The sequence below is a fragment of the Streptomyces sp. NPDC005151 genome (genome assembly GCF_053599875.1).
The window spans coordinates 1-16270 of record NZ_JBSFYR010000125.1 but is presented as its reverse complement, the minus strand read 5'-3'; the positions used below and the strand labels follow the sequence as shown (position 1 = coordinate 16270).

The window sequence follows — 16270 nt, the reverse complement described above, 5'->3', positions numbered from 1 at the left end:
GCGGAGCGGGTCACGCGCACACAGGCCCAGAGCAGTACGTCGGGGCCCGGCAACCAAGGGGTACGGGTGTCGGGGGCAACCACCCAGCGGGGCCCGGCTTCGGGGCGTGGATCATCATGCCGTCGCCCTTGTAGATACCGACGTGGCTGATGTCGTCGTAGAAGAAGACGAGGTCGCCCGGCTGCAGGTCGGCCGTGGCTATCCGGGTGCCGATCTCCACCTGGTCCCAGGTGGTGCGGGGGATGTCGACGCCCGCCGCCTTCCAGGCGGCCTGGGTCAGCCCCGAGCAGTCGTACGAGGAGGGGCCCGTCGCTCCCCAGACGTACGGCTTGCCGATCTGGGCGCGGGCGAAGGCGAGAACCTTCTCGGCCTTCGTGGTGGCGCTGGTGTCCGAGCCGGTCCCGGTTCCCGCGCCCGTCCCCGTGTCGCCGGTGGAGCCGGCCTCCTTCGCCGCCTCCTCGGCCTTGCGGTCCGCCTCGGCCTTGGCGGCGGCCTGCCGGCGGGCGAGTTCCTCCGCCTTGCGCTTGGCCTCCGCCTCCTTCTCGCGCTCCAGTGCCGCCAGCCGCGCCTTCTCCTCGGCCGTCAGCTTCGACAGCATCGCGCGCGCCTCGCCCAGCTTCTTCTGGACGGATTGCTTGCTGGTCCGGAGCGTGGCCTGGGACTCGGTGAGCGTCTCCAGGCTCTTCACCGCCTCGGTGCGCTTCTTCGCCGCCGCTGCCTGCTGCGTACGGAAGTCCGTGACCGCCTTCTGCTGCTGGGCGGTCATCCGGTTCATCAGCTGGTTCTGGTCGAAGTACGACTGCGGGTCGTCGGCCAGGAAGAAGGTGGCGGTCGGGGCGATGGAGCCGGTGCGGTACTGCGCGGCCGCGTAGTTGCCGAGCGTCCTGCGCGCCTCGTTGAGCTTGTCGGCGCGCTCGGCCACGTCCTCCAGCAGGGCGTCGACCTTGCCGTGCTGCGTGGCGGAGGCCTCCTTCGCCTTGTTGTACTGCTGGGTCGAGGCGCCCGCCTGCCGGTAGAGGTCGTCGACCTTCTTCTGTACGTCCTCGATGCTGGGCTTGGGGGCGCTCGGGGCGGCCATGGCGCTCTGGGCCGACAGCAGGGTCACCCCTGCCAGTGCGGCCGTCGTGAGCCCGACGGCGGGGGTGGTGGTGCGTACCCGGCTGCGCGGTTTGCGATGCGATGCCAAAGCCGGCATCTCCTTCCGTGGACCGCCTACCGGGTTAGCTGTCGGGTTCGGGCGGAACGGAAGGCTGCCCTACGGTCCGAGTGGGGATACGGACCGATTCACCCCGGTTTTGCATGTGGGTCCCCGGTTCCGAACTCCCCTGTGGGCAGCCCGGATTCGGCGTGGGAGCCCGCTCGGCGTGGTTCGCCTCAAGGGGGTACGGGCCGCCCGACGGAGCACGCTAGCCAACCGTGGTGCCGCTGTGAAGGTTGATGTTCGATATGTCCGATACGTTTTCGTGACCTTGGTGAAGAGGAGCCGGAGGACGTGGTCCGGGCCCCGATTTCCTTACGGGGCGTGGGTGGGCGCTCTCCGTACGTAGGTGCCTTCCGGCCGCGCTTTCCCATGCGGCCGCAGAGTGTCGGTGCGTCGCCCTAGACTCGTGAGGCGATGAGCAGCCTCTTTGACGACAGTTTCCTGGCCGGCCTCCAGCACTCGGAGGAAGAACCCCCGCCGCCCCCCGAGGACTCCGCACCCGAAGCGGTGCCGGAGGACCTCTTCGCGGGCGTCTTCGACGCGCCCCCGCCGCCTCGGGACGCGTACTACCGGGACGGCGCCCACCGCCCCGCCATCGACTCCGCCGCCCTGCTCGACGGGCTGAACACCGAGCAGCGTGCCGCGGTCGTGCACGCCGGATCGCCGCTGCTCATCGTTGCCGGCGCGGGCTCCGGCAAGACCCGGGTGCTCACCCACCGCATCGCCCACCTGCTGGCCGAGCGCGGCGTGCACCCCGGCCAGATCCTGGCGATCACCTTCACCAACAAGGCCGCGGGCGAGATGAAGGAGCGCGTCGAGCAGCTCGTCGGACCGCGCGCCAACGCCATGTGGGTCATGACGTTCCACAGCGCGTGCGTACGGATCCTGCGCCGCGAGTCGAAGCGGCTCGGCTTCACCTCGTCGTTCTCGATCTACGACGCCGCCGACTCCAAGCGGCTGATGGCCCTGGTCTGCCGCGATCTGGACCTCGACCCGAAGCGCTTCCCGCCGAAGTCGTTCACGGCCAAGGTCTCGAACCTGAAGAACGAGCTGATCGACGAGGAGACGTTCGCCGACCAGGTCGCAGGGGGCACCTCCCGCTCGAGCGAAGCCGAGAGTGGGGGAGGCTTCGAGAAGACGCTCGCCCAGGCGTACGCGATGTACCAGTCCCGGCTGCGCGAGGCCAACGCACTGGACTTCGACGACATCATCATGACGACGGTCCATCTGCTCCAGGCGTTCCCCGACGTCGCCGAGCACTACCGCCGCCGCTTCCGGCACGTCCTCGTCGACGAGTACCAGGACACCAACCACGCGCAGTACACGCTCGTACGCGAACTGGTCGGCCCGGCCGGAGAGGCCGACGCCCCCGCCGAGCTCTGCGTCGTGGGTGACGCCGACCAGTCGATCTACGCCTTCCGCGGCGCGACGATCCGCAACATCCTCCAGTTCGAGGAGGACTACCCGAACGCGACGACGATCCTGCTGGAGCAGAACTACCGCTCCACGCAGACGATCCTCTCCGCCGCGAACGCGGTCATCGAGCGCAACGAGAGCCGCCGCCCCAAGAACCTCTGGACGAACGCGGGCGAGGGCGCCCGGATCACCGGCTATGTCGCGGACACCGAGCACGACGAGGCGCAGTTCGTCGCCGACGAGATCGACCGGCTGACCGACGCGGGCGACGCGAAGGCCGGCGACGTCGCGATCTTCTACCGGACGAACGCGCAGTCCCGCGTCTTCGAAGAGATCTTCATCCGCGTCGGCCTGCCCTACAAGGTCGTCGGCGGCGTGCGCTTCTACGAGCGCAAGGAGGTCCGGGACATCCTGGCCTACCTCCGGGTCCTCGCCAACCCCGAGGACACCGTCCCGCTGCGCCGCATCCTCAACGTGCCCAAGCGCGGTATCGGCGACCGCGCCGAGGCGATGATCGACGCCCTGTCGCTGCGCGAGAAGATCACGTTCCCGCAGGCACTGCGCCGCGTCGACGAGGCGTACGGCATGGCGGCCCGCTCGGCCAACGCCGTCAAGCGGTTCAACACGCTGATGGAGGAACTGCGCACGATCGTCGAGTCCGGCGCAGGCCCCGCCGTGGTGCTGGAGGCGGTGCTGGAACGGACGGGCTATCTCGCCGAGCTCCAGGCGTCCACGGACCCGCAGGACGAGACGCGGATCGAGAACCTTCAGGAACTCGCCGCCGTCGCGCTCGAATTCGAGCAGGAGCGGGGGGAGCCCGCCGGGGAGGAAGGTGCGGGCACGGGCACGCTCGCCGAGTTCCTGGAGAAGGTCGCGCTCGTGGCCGACTCCGACCAGATCCCCGACGAGGACGAGGACGGCTCCGGTGTCATCACGCTGATGACGCTGCACACGGCCAAGGGGCTCGAATTCCCGGTGGTGTTCCTGACCGGCATGGAGGACGGCGTCTTCCCGCACATGCGCGCCCTGGGGCAGGTCAAGGAGCTGGAGGAGGAGCGGCGCCTCGCGTACGTCGGGATCACCCGTGCCCGTGAGCGGCTCTACCTGACGCGGGCGGCGATGCGCAGTGCGTGGGGTCAGCCCTCGTACAACCCGCCGTCGCGGTTCCTGGAGGAGATCCCGGACCAGCACCTGGAGTGGAAGCGGACCGGGCCGATGGCGGCCCCGGCCGGACCGACGTCGGGGATCACGTCGTCGCTGTCCTCGTCGCGCGCCCGCTCGGGCCCCTCGGGCTTCGCGACCCGGCGCACCTCGGACAAGCCGACGGTCACGCTGGTGGTCGGGGACCGGGTCACGCACGACCAGTTCGGGCTCGGCACGGTGACGGCGGTCGAGGGGATCGGCGACCAGGCGAAGGCGACGGTCGACTTCGGGGACGAACGACCGAAGAAGCTGCTGCTGCGGTACGCGCCGGTGGAGAAGCTCTAGGGCCTCTCGGGGTCCGCCCCGGAGCCGACGGGGGCGGGCGCCCAGGTGCCCGCCCCCTGTCGGCGGGTGGGGCCTGCGCCGTGTCGGGCTCGGCTGCTCAGGCCGGGTCGAGGCCGTGGCTGCGGAGCCAGGGCAGCGGGTTTATGGCCGCTCCGCCACCGGGCCGGACCTCGAAGTGCAGGTGCGGGCCGGTGGAATTGCCAGATTTCCCGGAGTACGCGATGACGTCACCGGCCTTGACCGGGCCCGAGCGGATTCTGGTGCTGCTGAGGTGGCAGTACCAGGTCTCGGTGCCGTCGGCCGTGGTGACGATGGCCATGTTCCCGTAGGCGCTGTTCCACTGGGTGCGTACGGTGCCGTCGGTCGCGGCCATCACCGGAGTGCCGTACGAGACGGGGAAGTCGATGCCCGTGTGCACGGACATCCAGTTGACGCCCGCCTGGCCGAAGTAGGCGCTGAGGCCGTGCTGCTTGACCGGCAGGAGGAACTTGGGCCGCAGCGCCTCTTTCCGGGCGGCCTCCTCCTCGCGCTTCTTCTTCTCGGTGGCCTGCCGCTCCCTCAGGTCGATGCGCTCCTGGGTGCGGCTGGCGCGGTCGGCGAAGTTCTCGGCGTCGGCGCTGAGGTTGGCGAGCTGGGTGTCCAGCTTGTTGTTGGCGGCGTCCGGCTTGACGCTGCCGGGGTCGGCGGCCGCCATCGACGTGGTGTCGTCCTTGGTGTCCTCGCCGCTGCCGAGTCCGCCGACGGAGGCGGCGGCGATACCGGCGACGCTCATTACGCAGGCGGAGGGGACGGCGACGGTGAGAAGAGCGGAACGCTTGGCGGGGGTACGACGCCGGCCGCGGCTGCCACCGCCGCCGCGGGTGACGGAACGGCTCGCAGGGCGGGGGATGCCGACGGTGTGGTCCACCGCGCGGTCCGCCCGGCCTGCCGCGTCGTCCGCATCGGCGTCGAGGTCCGGGTTCAGGTCGGCGACGCCGAACTCGGAGGTCGCGGTGATGTCCGCGGGCTCCGCGGTCCCGGCCGGCGGGTAGGGCTCATACGGAGCGTAGGAACCCTGGTCCTCGTACACCTCGTACGCGGCCTGTTCGGGTTCGTACGACTCGTGCGCGGTTTGCGCGGTTTGCTGTTCGTGCTCGGGCGTGGCGCCGGTGTTCCAGGCAGTGGCGTCGTACGCCCCGGTGTCGTAGGCGGCCGTCCCGGCCGTCGCCCACTGGCCGTTCTGGTGCCAGCCGTTGGTGTCCCACTGGCCCGAGGCATCCGGAGCGCCGCCCTGCGCGGGGATGCCCGGGGCTTCCGGCATCCAGGTCGCGGTGGTGTCGTACTGCTGCGGGTGCTGGGTCCCGTACGCGGCATAGGGGTCGTACGCGGCGGTCTGATGTGCGCCGGTGTCCCACTGGGTGGAGTCGTACTGGCCGCTGTACCCGGCCTGTCCGGTGTCGTAGCCGCTGCTGTAGCCGGTGGCGTCGTACGTGCCGTCGTAGCTGCCCGGGAGGGAGCCGAAGAGCGGGTCGCTGTCGTAGCTGCCCGTGGAGTGGCTGTCGTAACCGACATGCCCGGCGTAGGGGTGCTGGTCGTTCACCAACTTCTCTCTCGCCTCGGCAGCAGGACCTGGGTCTGGGGGCCCGGTGGGGAATCCCAGGGGGAAAGCAGTGGCCGCGACTGTACCCGGCAGTACGTGACGGCGACAATCTTCGGCAGGTCCTGGGCCCGTAGGAAACGGGCAATCGGCCGTCTTTCGGCGGACTGTGCACAGAGCCTTGGCTCTATGTTCGAAACGCGTTCTATTTGTGAGCGTGCTTCGGGTGGCCATGGTGTCCGGGGGCGTGCCCCGGCACGGCGTGGCGGCCTTGCGCCCGTGAGGGACTCCGGTCCTTCAGGCCACCGAGGCGGCTCCCATGAGTCCGGTGGCCGATTCCGGGGACTCCAGGGCCTGCCGGATCCCGGCGGCGACCGCCGGGTGGACCGGCAGCGCGAGGTGGCCGATCCCGGTGACGCGCACGTTCAGCGCATCGAGGTCCGGATGGTCGATGCAGGCCGCCTCGACCGGGACGATCACCTGGTCCAGCTCACTCCAGAAGCTCACGAACCGGGTGCGGCAGCCGGGCGCGGGGCGGCGCAGCTCCTCGATCGGGGCGGAACCGCTGCGCATCTGGCGCACGATCGGGTGTGCACTGGCCACCGGGGCGACGGAGGTGCCGCCGTGCGGGGTGCCGAGCGTGACCAGGGTGCGGACCCGTCGGTCACCGCCGAGTCGCTGCACGTAATAACGGGCGATCAGGCCACCCAGGCTGTGGCCGACGATGTCGACCTCGTGGTGACCGGTGCGGGTGCAGATCTCCTCGACATGCCGGCCGAGAAGTTCGGCGGCCGTGCGGATGTCACAGGTCAGCGGTGAGTAGTTGAGGGACTCCAGATGGTGCCAGCCGTGCCGGGCGAGGGAACGGCGCAGCAGGACGAAGACGGAGCGGTTGTCGATGAACCCGTGCAGGAGCACGACGGGCCGCCGCTCGGGGCTCTCGGTGGGCAGGGCCCGGGCTCCGGCCGGCGCGGTGGGCGGCTGTTCGGCCGGGGGCGTCGCGTCATGCCGCTCCCCGGTCATGCCCGAGGGGTAGAGGAGTACGTGCCCGATGAGCACGACCAGCTCCAGCGCGGTGGCTCTCACCAGTGCCGATGACAGCCAGGTGCGGCGCAGACACGGCTGGCGCAGCAGTAGCGGAAGGAAAGGCAGGACCTTCATGGCCGACCTCCTGCTTCGGCGCACGGGAGGCGGCTCAAGTCCCCGTATGCCCTCATGGGGTGCCGTGGCAGAGGCGCGGGTGGCTGGTCGGACCACCTTGTCGACGATCCGTACCACCGTGCCGTGCGGCTGACGGCGCGGTGGTACGGCGACCTCGTAGCGGCTCCCCTTGCCTCCGTGGCTCGCGCGGCAGGTGCGCCGCGTGATGCGGGAACGGGGCCTGGCGAACATGTCCCAGGTGTGATTTCCCCCTCCCGGCCCACCGCGAAACGGCGGGTTGCGGGATGCTGTCGATAACGTTCGTTCACATCCCCGGCCCTTTCCGGCACGGGAGACGCATGTGGAGGCAGTGATGGGTGTGACCGGTCCGATCCGTGTGGTGGTGGCCAAGCCGGGCCTCGACGGCCATGACCGCGGGGCGAAGGTGATCGCGCGGGCACTGCGCGACGCCGGTATGGAGGTCATCTACACCGGGCTCCACCAGACGCCCGAGCAGATCGTCGACACCGCGATTCAGGAGGACGCCGACGCGATCGGCCTCTCGATCCTCTCCGGCGCGCACAACACGCTCTTCGCCAAGGTGATCGAGCTCCTGAAGGAGCGCGACGCGGAGGACATCAAGGTCTTCGGCGGCGGCATCATCCCGGAGGCGGACATCGCACCGCTGAAGGAGCAGGGCGTCGCGGCGATCTTCACCCCGGGTGCGACGACGGGCTCGATCATCGACTGGGTGAACGCCAACGTCCGCCAGCCCGCAGACGCCTGACCCGGGCGGGCCTCGGCGCCCGTCCGTCCGGTGCCCTGTGTCCTCAATCGCCTGCCCGGTGCGAGGCCGAGTCCGTCGAAGGGGTCCCCCATGCCCTGGAGACCATGGGGGAGATTGAGGACACAGCACGGCGCCGGCCGCGCAACCCGCCGCCGGCGCCACCGCACCCCCTACACCGCCTCCGGCATCAGCTCCACCTCCATCGCCGCGCGCAGCCGCAGGGTGGAGACCAGACGCCGGAACGCCTCCGACCAGTAGCCGGCGGCTCCCGGCGACGCGCCCTCCGGCTCGTCCGGTGTCGTCGTGAGGACCTCCAGGCGGTCCGCCTCCGCCGGGTTCAGACAGCGCTCGGCGAGGCCCATCACGCCGCTGAAGCTCCACGGATAACTCCCCGCGTCGCGGGCGATGTCGAGTGCGTCCACGACCGATCTGCCCAGCGGCTCCGCCCAGGGAATCGCGCAGACCCCCAGGAGCTGGAACGCCTCGGACAGCCCGTGCGCGGCAATGAAGTCGGCCAACCACGCGGCCCGTTCCGCACCGGGCAGTATGGCGAGGAGTTTGGAGCGCTCGGCGAGCGACGCCGTGCCGGGGCCGTTCGACGGGGGTACGGAGGGGGCGCCCAGCAGCGCGCGGGCCCACTCCGGGGCCCGCTGCCGCACCGCCGCCCGGCACCACGCCGCGTGCAGTTCCTCACCCCAGCCGTCGGCGACGGGCAGCGCGACGATCTCCTGCTCCGTACGCCCGCCGAACCGCGCCGGCCAGGTGGACAGCGGGGCCGACTCCACCAACTGGCCCAGCCACCACGACCGTTCGCCCCGGCCGGACGGCGGCGCCGCGACCACGCCGTCGCGCTGCATCTCCGCATCGCATTCATGCGGTGCCTCCACGGCGATGGACGCGGAACTGGCCGTCAGGTCCGGATTCACGCACGACGCCGCACGGGCCGCCATCCGCCCGGCCAGCGCCGACTCCGGCAGCGCGGACAGCAGCTCGGCGGCCGTCGCGCGGACATTGCGGCTGCGGTCGGAGAGCGCCTGCTCCAGGAACGGTTCGTCCGCACCGGACAGCCCGGTACGCAGCGAGTCCACGAACATCAGCCGGTCCTCGGCACGCTCCGTCGGCCACGTGCTGGTCAGCAGCGCGAGCGCGCTCCCCGGATCATGCGCGCGTACGGCCCCGAGCAGGGCGACGCGCTCGGCGAACAAGCCCTCCTCCCACAGCCGGCGCACCGCCTCCGGGTCCGTCACCTCGGGCCGTGGCGCGCCGCCGGACGAGCCGCGCAGCGCGAACTTCCACTCGGGGTTCAGCCGGGCCAGCCACAGCCCGCGCGGCCCGGCGAACGCCAGGGCCTGCGGCCGCAGGTCGGTACGGGCGCGGGCCGCGTCCAACAGCGCCGGGAGCAGCGCCGCCGGAGCCCGGTAGCCGTGCAGACCGGCTGTGGCCAGCCACTGCGGGATCAGCTCGGTGAGATCCGGCGCGGCACCGCGCCGGCCGCCCGCACCGCTCGGCGCCGACCGGTCGGCGAGCAGCTGGGCGAGTCTGCGCCGCGCGGCCGGCGGCAGGGGCGGCCGGGGGTCGGCGGGCGCCGTCCCCGGCCGAGCGGCCGCGGGCGCGGGCAGCAGTCCGGCTCTGTGCCGCACGGTATGGAGCACCGCCGCGTCCAGGAGCGCGACCGGCCCCCGATCGCCGCCCGCCGTTGACGGTCGGCGATCGGTGCCGAGCAACGCCGAGGTGACGAGCTCTTCCCACGGGGTGGTTGTACTGGTCATCGGTCCTCCTCCAGGGGTTGACAGCTGCGTGGCTGGGAGCGTGCACGAGGTCGTTTTAGCTCGATCGTGTGACGGTCGGTTGATGGGCTTGCGGTGGGCCGGGAAGACCGCGCTAGCCTGACTGGGCGAGCTGGGACACCGGGTGCGGTGCCGGCGTGCGGGGCCCCTGCTCCACCAGCGAGATGGTTCAGGGCCTCCCCGTCGCCACTGACCGTACCCATCTGGCCAGGTCGTGAGGGACTCCGTCCTTCCGGGACCGGACCACGGACAGGATCCGTGTCGCCGCCCGGAGGTGAAAGCGGACGACCAGTGCGCCTAAGACCGTTCGGGGCGCGCCAGTGCGCGGACTCACTTCCGCTCACTGCCAAGGAACGGTCAGATGAGCGGTACGGTCTCGGCCGCACCGCCGTCGGAGCCATCGGCCCAGGCGGCGAGCGGGTCGAAGCCGCGGTGGCCGCATTCGCCGAACACCGTGACGGGCGCGCCGCCGGACAGCGCGACGAGCTTCCACAGGCCCGGCCGGGACAGCGCCGGCGGGACGACGGGCAGGGCCGTACCGCCTGTGGCGTCCGCCAGTTGCCAGCCGTCGCCCGACGGCACCGGTATGACCTCGCGCAGCGTCGCCGGCCAGGACTCCAGCCAGGGGTCGTCCCGCAGGGCGCGCCCGTACGCGGCGGCCGCGGCCGCGGTCGTGGAGCCCCGAGGGGGAGTGCCGGACGGCACCGGCGCACCGAACTGCGCGCCCAGCTCCGCCCGTAGCTGCCCGGCCCCCTGATACGGCGTGAGTTCGGCGTCGAGCGTGACACCCACCGGCAGGGCCTGCCCCGGGGAGCGCCCGGCCGCTCCGAAGGACAGCAGCAGCGCGGTGCGGCCCGAGTCCTTTCCGTACAGCCAGATCCGACGCGTGACGATCTTGCCGTCCGGAGTGTCGTACTGGGCGAGGACCAGCCACCGGTCACGGACCGGGAGGCCGTCGGCGGGGGATGTCAGCCCCACCCGCGTACGGACCGTCGCGGCCAGCGGCTCCGGCAGCCGGTCGATGCCCAGCCACGCGGTGTCCAGCAGATGCAGCAGCGCGCACTCCTGCAGCAACCGCGCCGGCCAGCCGGGGCCGGACGCCGGGATCGCCCCCAACTCCCGGACCCGGCCCGCGAGTCCCGGCGCCTGTGCGTCGACCATGCGGGCCGCCGTCTCCTCCCACAATCCGTACCCAGTCTGGTCGGCCGCCGCCAGACCGCCGCGCACCAGATCCATCAGCCGCTGCTCCAACTCCTGTGCACCGCCGGTGATCCGCCCGACCCGGCGCTCGGCGCGCCGCCGGGCGGCCTCCGGGTCGGCCGGGCCCGCGGCCGAGGCGCCGCCCGCCGCCGGCCCGCCCTTCTCCCCCTTGGCCTCCGCGCGCTTGCGACGGCCCGTCAGCCACTCGCCGGCCCAGTCCGGCACCTCGCCCGCAGGCAGAGCCGATGCGCCGGAAGCCCAGACCAGCAGCAGCCCCAGTGCGTGCTTGCACGGGAACTTCCGGCTGGGGCAACTGCACCTGTACGCAGGGCCGGTCGTGTCGACCACGGTTTGATACGGCTTGCTTCCGCTGCCCTTGCACAGCCCCCACACCGCACCCGAACCGTCACACCCGCCACCCGACCACGGCCCGGCCGAACCCAGCTTGCCTCCCGCCTTGCGTGATGACTCGTCAGGAGCGAGGGCCAGCACCTGCTCCACCGTCCAGCGCACCACCGGAGCAGCGGTGCGCAAGGGTTCTCCCCCGTGAGATAGCAGCATGGTGACGACGGTAGGACGCGGCACTGACAATCGGCTCCGACCTGCGGAGACGGCCGATTGTCAGTGGCATGGTGCACGGTGGGAACCACATCCGGTCGACCGATCTGGAGGGGGATCCATGACCGTGTCCGAAACCACCGCAGGCGTCGGCGCAGCAGCTCTGCGCCCGCATGCCGAGGACGCTTTCGCCGACGAGCTGAAGGCGCTCGCCACAGCCGACGACCGCCCGCGTCCCGCCCGATGGAAGCTGTCCCCGTGGGCGGTGGCCACCTATCTCCTCGGCGGCGTGCTGGCGGACGGGACGGTGATCACACCCAAGTACGTGGGGCCGCGCCGCCTCGTCGAGGTCGCCGTGACGACGCTCGCCACCGACCGGGCGCTGCTGCTCCTCGGCGTTCCCGGCACCGCCAAGACCTGGGTCTCCGAGCACCTCGCGGCCGCTGTCAGCGGCGACTCGACGCTGCTCGTGCAGGGCACGGCGGGCACACCCGAGGAAGCCGTCCGCTACGGGTGGAACTACGCGCAGCTGCTGGCGCACGGCCCCAGCCGCGACGCGCTGGTGCCCAGCCCGCTGATGCGTGCCATGTCCGAGGGCATGACCGCGCGGATCGAGGAGCTCACCCGTATCCCCGCCGATGTGCAGGACTCGCTCATCACGATCCTGTCGGAGAAGACGCTCCCCGTTCCGGAGCTGGGTCAGGAGGTCCAGGCCGTCCGGGGATTCAACGTCATCGCGACGGCCAACGACCGCGACCGCGGGGTCAACGAGCTGTCCAGCGCCCTGCGCCGCCGGTTCAACACGGTCGTGCTCCCGCTGCCCGCCACGCCCGACGCCGAGGTCGACATCGTGTCCCGGCGCGTCGACCAGATGGGGCGCTCGCTCGACCTTCCGGCCGCCCCCGACGGCATGGCCGAGATCCGCCGGGTGGTCACGGTCTTCCGTGAACTGCGCGACGGCATCACGACGGACGGACGCACCAAGCTCAAGTCCCCGTCGGGCACGCTGTCCACGGCCGAGGCCATCTCCGTCGTCACCAACGGCCTGGCGCTCGCCGCCCACTTCGGCGACGGAGTGCTGCGCCCCGGCGATGTCGCGGCCGGCATCCTCGGCGCGGTCGTCCGGGACCCGGCGGCGGACCGGGTGGTCTGGCAGGAGTACCTGGAGACGGTGGTCCGGGAGCGGGACGGCTGGAAGGACTTCTACCGCGCCTGCCGCGAGGTCTCCGTATGACCGGGGCAGCGCCCGCCGCCGGGCCGCTGCTGCTCGGGGTCCGGCACCACGGGCCCGGCTCCGCCCGCGCGGTCCGCGCCGCGCTGGAGGCCGCCCTTCCGAAGGCGGTCCTCATCGAGGGGCCGCCCGAGGGCGACGCACTCCTGCCGCTCGCCGCCGACGAGCAGATGCGGCCACCCGTCGCGCTGCTCGCCCATGCGGTGGACGATCCGGGGCGGGCGGCGTTCTGGCCGCTGGCCGAGTTCTCGCCCGAGTGGGTCGCGATCCGCTGGGCGCTCGGCCGCGACGTCCCGGTCCGCTTCATCGACCTGCCCGCGGCGCATTCCCTGGCCATGACCGACTCCCCGGACGGGGGCGAGGACAAGGAGCGGGAAGCGGAGGAAGCAGCCCCGGCCGACGCGGTTGCCGCGCCTCCGGTCGACCCGATCGGCGCCCTCGCCGAAGCCGCCGGATACGACGACCCGGAGCGCTGGTGGGAGGACGTCGTCGAGCACCGCGCACCGAACGGCGAACTCGCCGACCCACGCGCCCCGTTCGCCGCGCTCGGCGAGGCGATGACGGCGCTGCGCGAGGTGTACGGGGACGGCGGGCATTCCCGCGACGCCGTCCGCGAGGCGTACATGCGGATCCAGCTGCGGGCCGCGCGCAAGGAGTTCGGGGACGGCATCGCCGTCGTCTGCGGCGCCTGGCACGTGCCCGCGCTCGGCGCGCGGACGACCGTCACCGCCGACCGGGCCCTCGTCAAGGGACTGCCCAAGGTGAAGGCCGAGCTGACGTGGGTGCCCTGGACCCATCGCCGGCTCGCCCGGCACAGCGGATACGGGGCGGGCATCGACTCGCCCGGCTGGTACGGGCACCTCTTCGCCGCCCCCGACCGTCCCGTCGAGCGGTGGATGACCAAGGTCGCCGGACTCCTGCGCGACGAGGACCGGTTCGTGTCCTCCGCCCATGTCATCGAGGCCGTCCGGCTCGCCGGGACCCTCGCGGCGATGCGCGGCCGCCCGCTCGCCGGACTGGACGAGACGACGGACGCGATCCGGGCGGTGATGTGCGAGGGTTCCGATGTGCCGCTCGCGCTCGTCCGGGACCGGCTCATCGTCGGCGAGACGCTCGGCGAGGTGCCGGACACCGCCCCGGCCGTGCCGTTGCAGCGCGACCTCACCCGGCTCCAGCGCACCCTGCGGCTCAAACCGGAAGCGCAGGAGCGGGAGTTGGAGCTCGACCTCCGCAAGGACACCGACGCGTCCCGCAGCCGCCTGCTGCACCGCCTGCGGCTCCTCGCCGTCGGCTGGGGCGAACCGGCCGCCGGGCGGGGGAGCACCGGCACCTTCCGGGAGACCTGGCGGCTGCACTGGGAGCCCGAACTGCACGTACGCGTCGCGGAGGCCGGGGTCTGGGGCATCACCGTGCTCTCCGCCGCGACTGCCAAGGCCGAATCGGAGGCCGTATCGGCGACCGCCCTCGCCGAGGTCACCGCGCTCGCCGAGCGCTGTCTCCTCGCCGAACTGCCCGAGGCACTGCCCGTGGTGATGCGGGCCCTCGCCGACCGCGCCGCGCTCGACGCAGACGTCGGCCACCTCGCCGACGCCCTGCCCGCCCTCGCCCGCACCCTGCGGTACGGGGACGTGCGGTCCACGGACACCGCGGCGCTCGGCGAGGTCGCGGCCGGGCTCGCCGAGCGGATCTGCGTCGGACTGCCGCCCGCCTGCACCGGGCTCGACGCCGACGGAGCCGCCGAACTGCGCCGCAAGGTGGACGGCGTCCACACCGCGATCGGGCTGCTCGCCGGAACCGTACCGGCGGACGGACTCCGTGAGCGCTGGGCCGCCGTGCTGCACAAGCTGGCCGCCCGGGACACGGTCGCGGGCGTCATCCGGGGCCGCGCGACGCGGCTGCTCCTCGACGACGGACGGCTCGAAGAGGACGACGCGGCACGGCTGATGGGCCTCGCCCTCTCGCCCGGCACACCCCCGGCCGACGCGGCGGCCTGGATCGAGGGGTTTGTCGGCGGGGCCGACGGGGGCGGCATGCTCCTTGTCCACGACGAGCGGCTGCTCGGCCTGGTCGACGGCTGGCTGGCCGGTGTCCCCGCCGACACGTTCACCGATGTGCTCCCGCTGCTGCGCCGCACCTTCTCGGCGTACGAAGCAGGCGTACGGCGCACGCTCGGCGAGCTCGTACGACGCGGTCCGGCCTCCGGAGCACCGGCCGCGGCCGCCGCCGGGACGGCGGCACCCGGCTTCGGGCCCGGCCTCGACGAGGCGCGGGCGGACGCGGTGGTGCCGGTGCTGCGGCTGCTGCTGGGACTGGACGCCGAGGGTGCCGGGAGCGCCGAGGGCGCAGAGGGTGCCGAGAACGCCATGGAACCGCTGGGGGCAACAGGATGACGACGGTCACGGAATCAGGCACGGACGCGGAGCGGCCGGGAGCCGCCGGGCGGGGCGCGGCGGACGACGAACGGCTCCGGCGGTGGCGCATGGTGCTGGGCGCGGACAGCGCCGAGTCCACCGGGTGCACCCTGACCGGACGGGACGCCGCGATGGACGGTGCGCTGAACGCGCTGTACGGCGGCGGGGGCAGGTCCGGCGGCCGCGGCGGGGCCGAGCGCTCGGCCGGACTCGGCGCCTCCGCCCCGTCCGTCGCCCGCTGGCTCGGCGACATCCGCACGTACTTCCCCAGCTCCGTCGTCCAGGTCATGCAGCGCGACGCGATCGACCGGCTCGGTCTCTCCGCGCTGCTGCTGGAGCCGGAGATGCTGGAGGCCGTCGAGGCGGACGTCCACCTGGTCGGAACACTGCTCTCGCTCAACAAGGCGATGCCCGAGACGACGAAGGAGACGGCACGAGCCGTCGTACGCAAGGTGGTCGACGACCTGGAGAAGCGGCTCGCCACCCGCACCCGGGCCACGCTGACCGGCGCGCTCGACCGCTCGGCGCGGATCAACCGGCCGCGTCACCACGACATCGACTGGGACCGCACCATCCGGGCCAACCTCAAGAACTACCTCCTGCTTCCTGGCGGGGACGGGGCCGGCACGGTCGTCCCCGAGCGGCTCATCGGCTACGGACGCGCCGCGCAGGCGGTGAAGAAGGACGTCATCCTCTGCATCGACCAGTCGGGGTCGATGGCCGCCTCCGTCGTCTACGCCTCCGTCTTCGGCGCGGTGCTCGCCTCTATGCGTACGTTGCGGACCAGGCTTGTTGTCTTCGACACGGCTGTCGTCGACCTCACCGAGCAGCTCGACGACCCCGTCGACGTACTCTTCGGCACCCAGCTCGGCGGCGGCACGGACATCAACCGGGCGCTCGCCTACTGCCAGTCCCAGATCACCCGGCCTGCCGACACCGTCGTGGTCCTCATCAGCGACCTCTACGAAGGCGGCATCCGCAACGAAATGCTGAAGCGGGTGGCGGCGATGAAGGCGTCCGGCGTGCAGTTCGTGACGCTGCTCGCCCTGTCCGACGAGGGCGCGCCCGCCTACGACCGCGAGCACGCGGCGGCGCTCGGCGCGCTCGGAGCACCGGCATTCGCGTGCACCCCGGACCTCTTTCCGGAGGTGATGGCCGCGGCGCTGGAGAAGAGGCCACTGCCCATACCGGACAAGGAGACCCATGGACACTGAACCGGCCACGGACGCCACCGAGGCCTCGGCCGCGGTCGCGACGCCCGTCCGGCCGTCGAGCACGCGGCGCACGGAGCGGCGGGTCCGGACTCGGTCGCTCCCGCCTGTCCGAGCGACGCGGTGGCCGCCTTCACCGCTCCGGAGTACCCGGCCCGGGAGATCTGAGACCGTTCCTGAACAGTGAGCAGGAGTGAGTCCTGTCTCGCTGGCACGCCCCGAACGGTCTTGGGCGCACTGGTCCTCCGCTTTCTCGTCCTGGGC

The 16270-nt window shown here is 72.2% G+C and carries 10 protein-coding genes and 1 riboswitch; of the genes, 5 read left to right on the top strand and 5 right to left on the bottom strand.

Translation table 11 applies throughout. The annotated features are described in order from the left end of the window. Positions 1 to 10: 10 nt before the first annotated feature. Positions 11 to 1195, bottom strand: coding sequence for an NlpC/P60 family protein (locus ACWD6R_RS36475; protein WP_451822673.1), 1185 nt, complete (start codon positions 1193 to 1195; stop codon positions 11 to 13). After that, positions 1194 to 1358: riboswitch (cyclic di-AMP (ydaO/yuaA leader) on the bottom strand. (Overlaps the previous gene by 2 nt.) A 257-nt stretch (positions 1359 to 1615) precedes the next feature. Here ACWD6R_RS36475 and pcrA point away from each other — a divergent pair. Next, complete coding sequence (gene pcrA / locus ACWD6R_RS36470) at positions 1616 to 4105, top strand: DNA helicase PcrA (protein WP_451822672.1); 2490 nt, start codon at positions 1616 to 1618, stop codon at positions 4103 to 4105. Positions 4106 to 4202: 97 nt separating this feature from the next. Here pcrA and ACWD6R_RS36465 read toward each other — a convergent pair whose 3' ends face one another. Together ACWD6R_RS36465 and ACWD6R_RS36460 are read right to left on the bottom strand one after the other, a co-directional pair. Then, complete coding sequence (locus ACWD6R_RS36465) at positions 4203 to 5684, bottom strand: M23 family metallopeptidase (protein ID WP_451822671.1); 1482 nt, start codon at positions 5682 to 5684, stop codon at positions 4203 to 4205. Positions 5685 to 5978: 294 nt separating this feature from the next. Next, positions 5979 to 6842, bottom strand: a complete 864-nt coding sequence (locus ACWD6R_RS36460) for an esterase/lipase family protein (protein WP_451822670.1) — start codon at positions 6840 to 6842, stop codon at positions 5979 to 5981. Positions 6843 to 7194: 352 nt separating this feature from the next. Here ACWD6R_RS36460 and ACWD6R_RS36455 point away from each other — a divergent pair, with 352 nt between their 5' ends. Further along, on the top strand, positions 7195 to 7608 hold the full coding sequence (locus tag ACWD6R_RS36455) for a cobalamin B12-binding domain-containing protein (RefSeq protein WP_451822669.1): 414 nt from the start codon (positions 7195 to 7197) through the stop codon (positions 7606 to 7608). A gap of 170 nt (positions 7609 to 7778) precedes the next feature. Here the strand turns inward: ACWD6R_RS36455 and ACWD6R_RS36450 are convergent, their stop codons facing one another. Together ACWD6R_RS36450 and ACWD6R_RS36445 are read right to left on the bottom strand one after the other, a co-directional pair. Further along, positions 7779 to 9377, bottom strand: coding sequence for a DUF5691 domain-containing protein (locus ACWD6R_RS36450; RefSeq protein WP_451822668.1), 1599 nt, complete (start codon positions 9375 to 9377; stop codon positions 7779 to 7781). A gap of 375 nt (positions 9378 to 9752) precedes the next feature. Continuing rightward, on the bottom strand, positions 9753 to 11156 hold the full coding sequence (locus ACWD6R_RS36445; protein ID WP_451822667.1) for an SWIM zinc finger family protein: 1404 nt from the start codon (positions 11154 to 11156) through the stop codon (positions 9753 to 9755). Between the two features lie 118 nt (positions 11157 to 11274). Between ACWD6R_RS36445 and ACWD6R_RS36440 the strand changes: the two genes are divergently transcribed. From ACWD6R_RS36440 to ACWD6R_RS36430, 3 genes are read left to right on the top strand one after another with little or no spacing between them, the layout of a single operon-like run. Continuing rightward, positions 11275 to 12387 (top strand): ATP-binding protein, encoded by a 1113-nt coding sequence (locus ACWD6R_RS36440; protein ID WP_451822666.1) that lies wholly within the window; start codon positions 11275 to 11277, stop codon positions 12385 to 12387. Next, complete coding sequence (locus ACWD6R_RS36435) at positions 12384 to 14774, top strand: DUF5682 family protein (protein ID WP_451822665.1); 2391 nt, start codon at positions 12384 to 12386, stop codon at positions 14772 to 14774. The genes ACWD6R_RS36440 and ACWD6R_RS36435 overlap by 4 nt, the downstream gene beginning before the upstream one ends. Continuing rightward, positions 14771 to 16009, top strand: coding sequence for a VWA domain-containing protein (locus ACWD6R_RS36430; RefSeq protein WP_451822664.1), 1239 nt, complete (start codon positions 14771 to 14773; stop codon positions 16007 to 16009). Before ACWD6R_RS36435 ends, ACWD6R_RS36430 begins: the two co-directional genes overlap by 4 nt. Positions 16010 to 16270 lie beyond the last annotated feature (261 nt).

Bases quoted from the DNA above. Each gene is read 5' to 3' on its own strand.
- ACWD6R_RS36460 (WP_451822670.1), bottom strand. From the start codon at position 6,842: ATGAAGGTCCTGCCTTTCCTTCCGCTACTGCTGCGCCAGCCGTGTCTG.
- ACWD6R_RS36450 (WP_451822668.1), bottom strand. From the start codon at position 9,377: ATGACCAGTACAACCACCCCGTGGGAAGAGCTCGTCACCTCGGCGTTG.
- ACWD6R_RS36475 (WP_451822673.1), bottom strand. From the start codon at position 1,195: ATGCCGGCTTTGGCATCGCATCGCAAACCGCGCAGCCGGGTACGCACC.
- ACWD6R_RS36435 (WP_451822665.1), top strand. From the start codon at position 12,384: ATGACCGGGGCAGCGCCCGCCGCCGGGCCGCTGCTGCTCGGGGTCCGG.
- ACWD6R_RS36430 (WP_451822664.1), top strand. From the start codon at position 14,771: ATGACGACGGTCACGGAATCAGGCACGGACGCGGAGCGGCCGGGAGCC.
- pcrA (WP_451822672.1), top strand. From the start codon at position 1,616: ATGAGCAGCCTCTTTGACGACAGTTTCCTGGCCGGCCTCCAGCACTCG.
- ACWD6R_RS36445 (WP_451822667.1), bottom strand. From the start codon at position 11,156: ATGCTGCTATCTCACGGGGGAGAACCCTTGCGCACCGCTGCTCCGGTG.
- ACWD6R_RS36440 (WP_451822666.1), top strand. From the start codon at position 11,275: ATGACCGTGTCCGAAACCACCGCAGGCGTCGGCGCAGCAGCTCTGCGC.
- ACWD6R_RS36455 (WP_451822669.1), top strand. From the start codon at position 7,195: ATGGGTGTGACCGGTCCGATCCGTGTGGTGGTGGCCAAGCCGGGCCTC.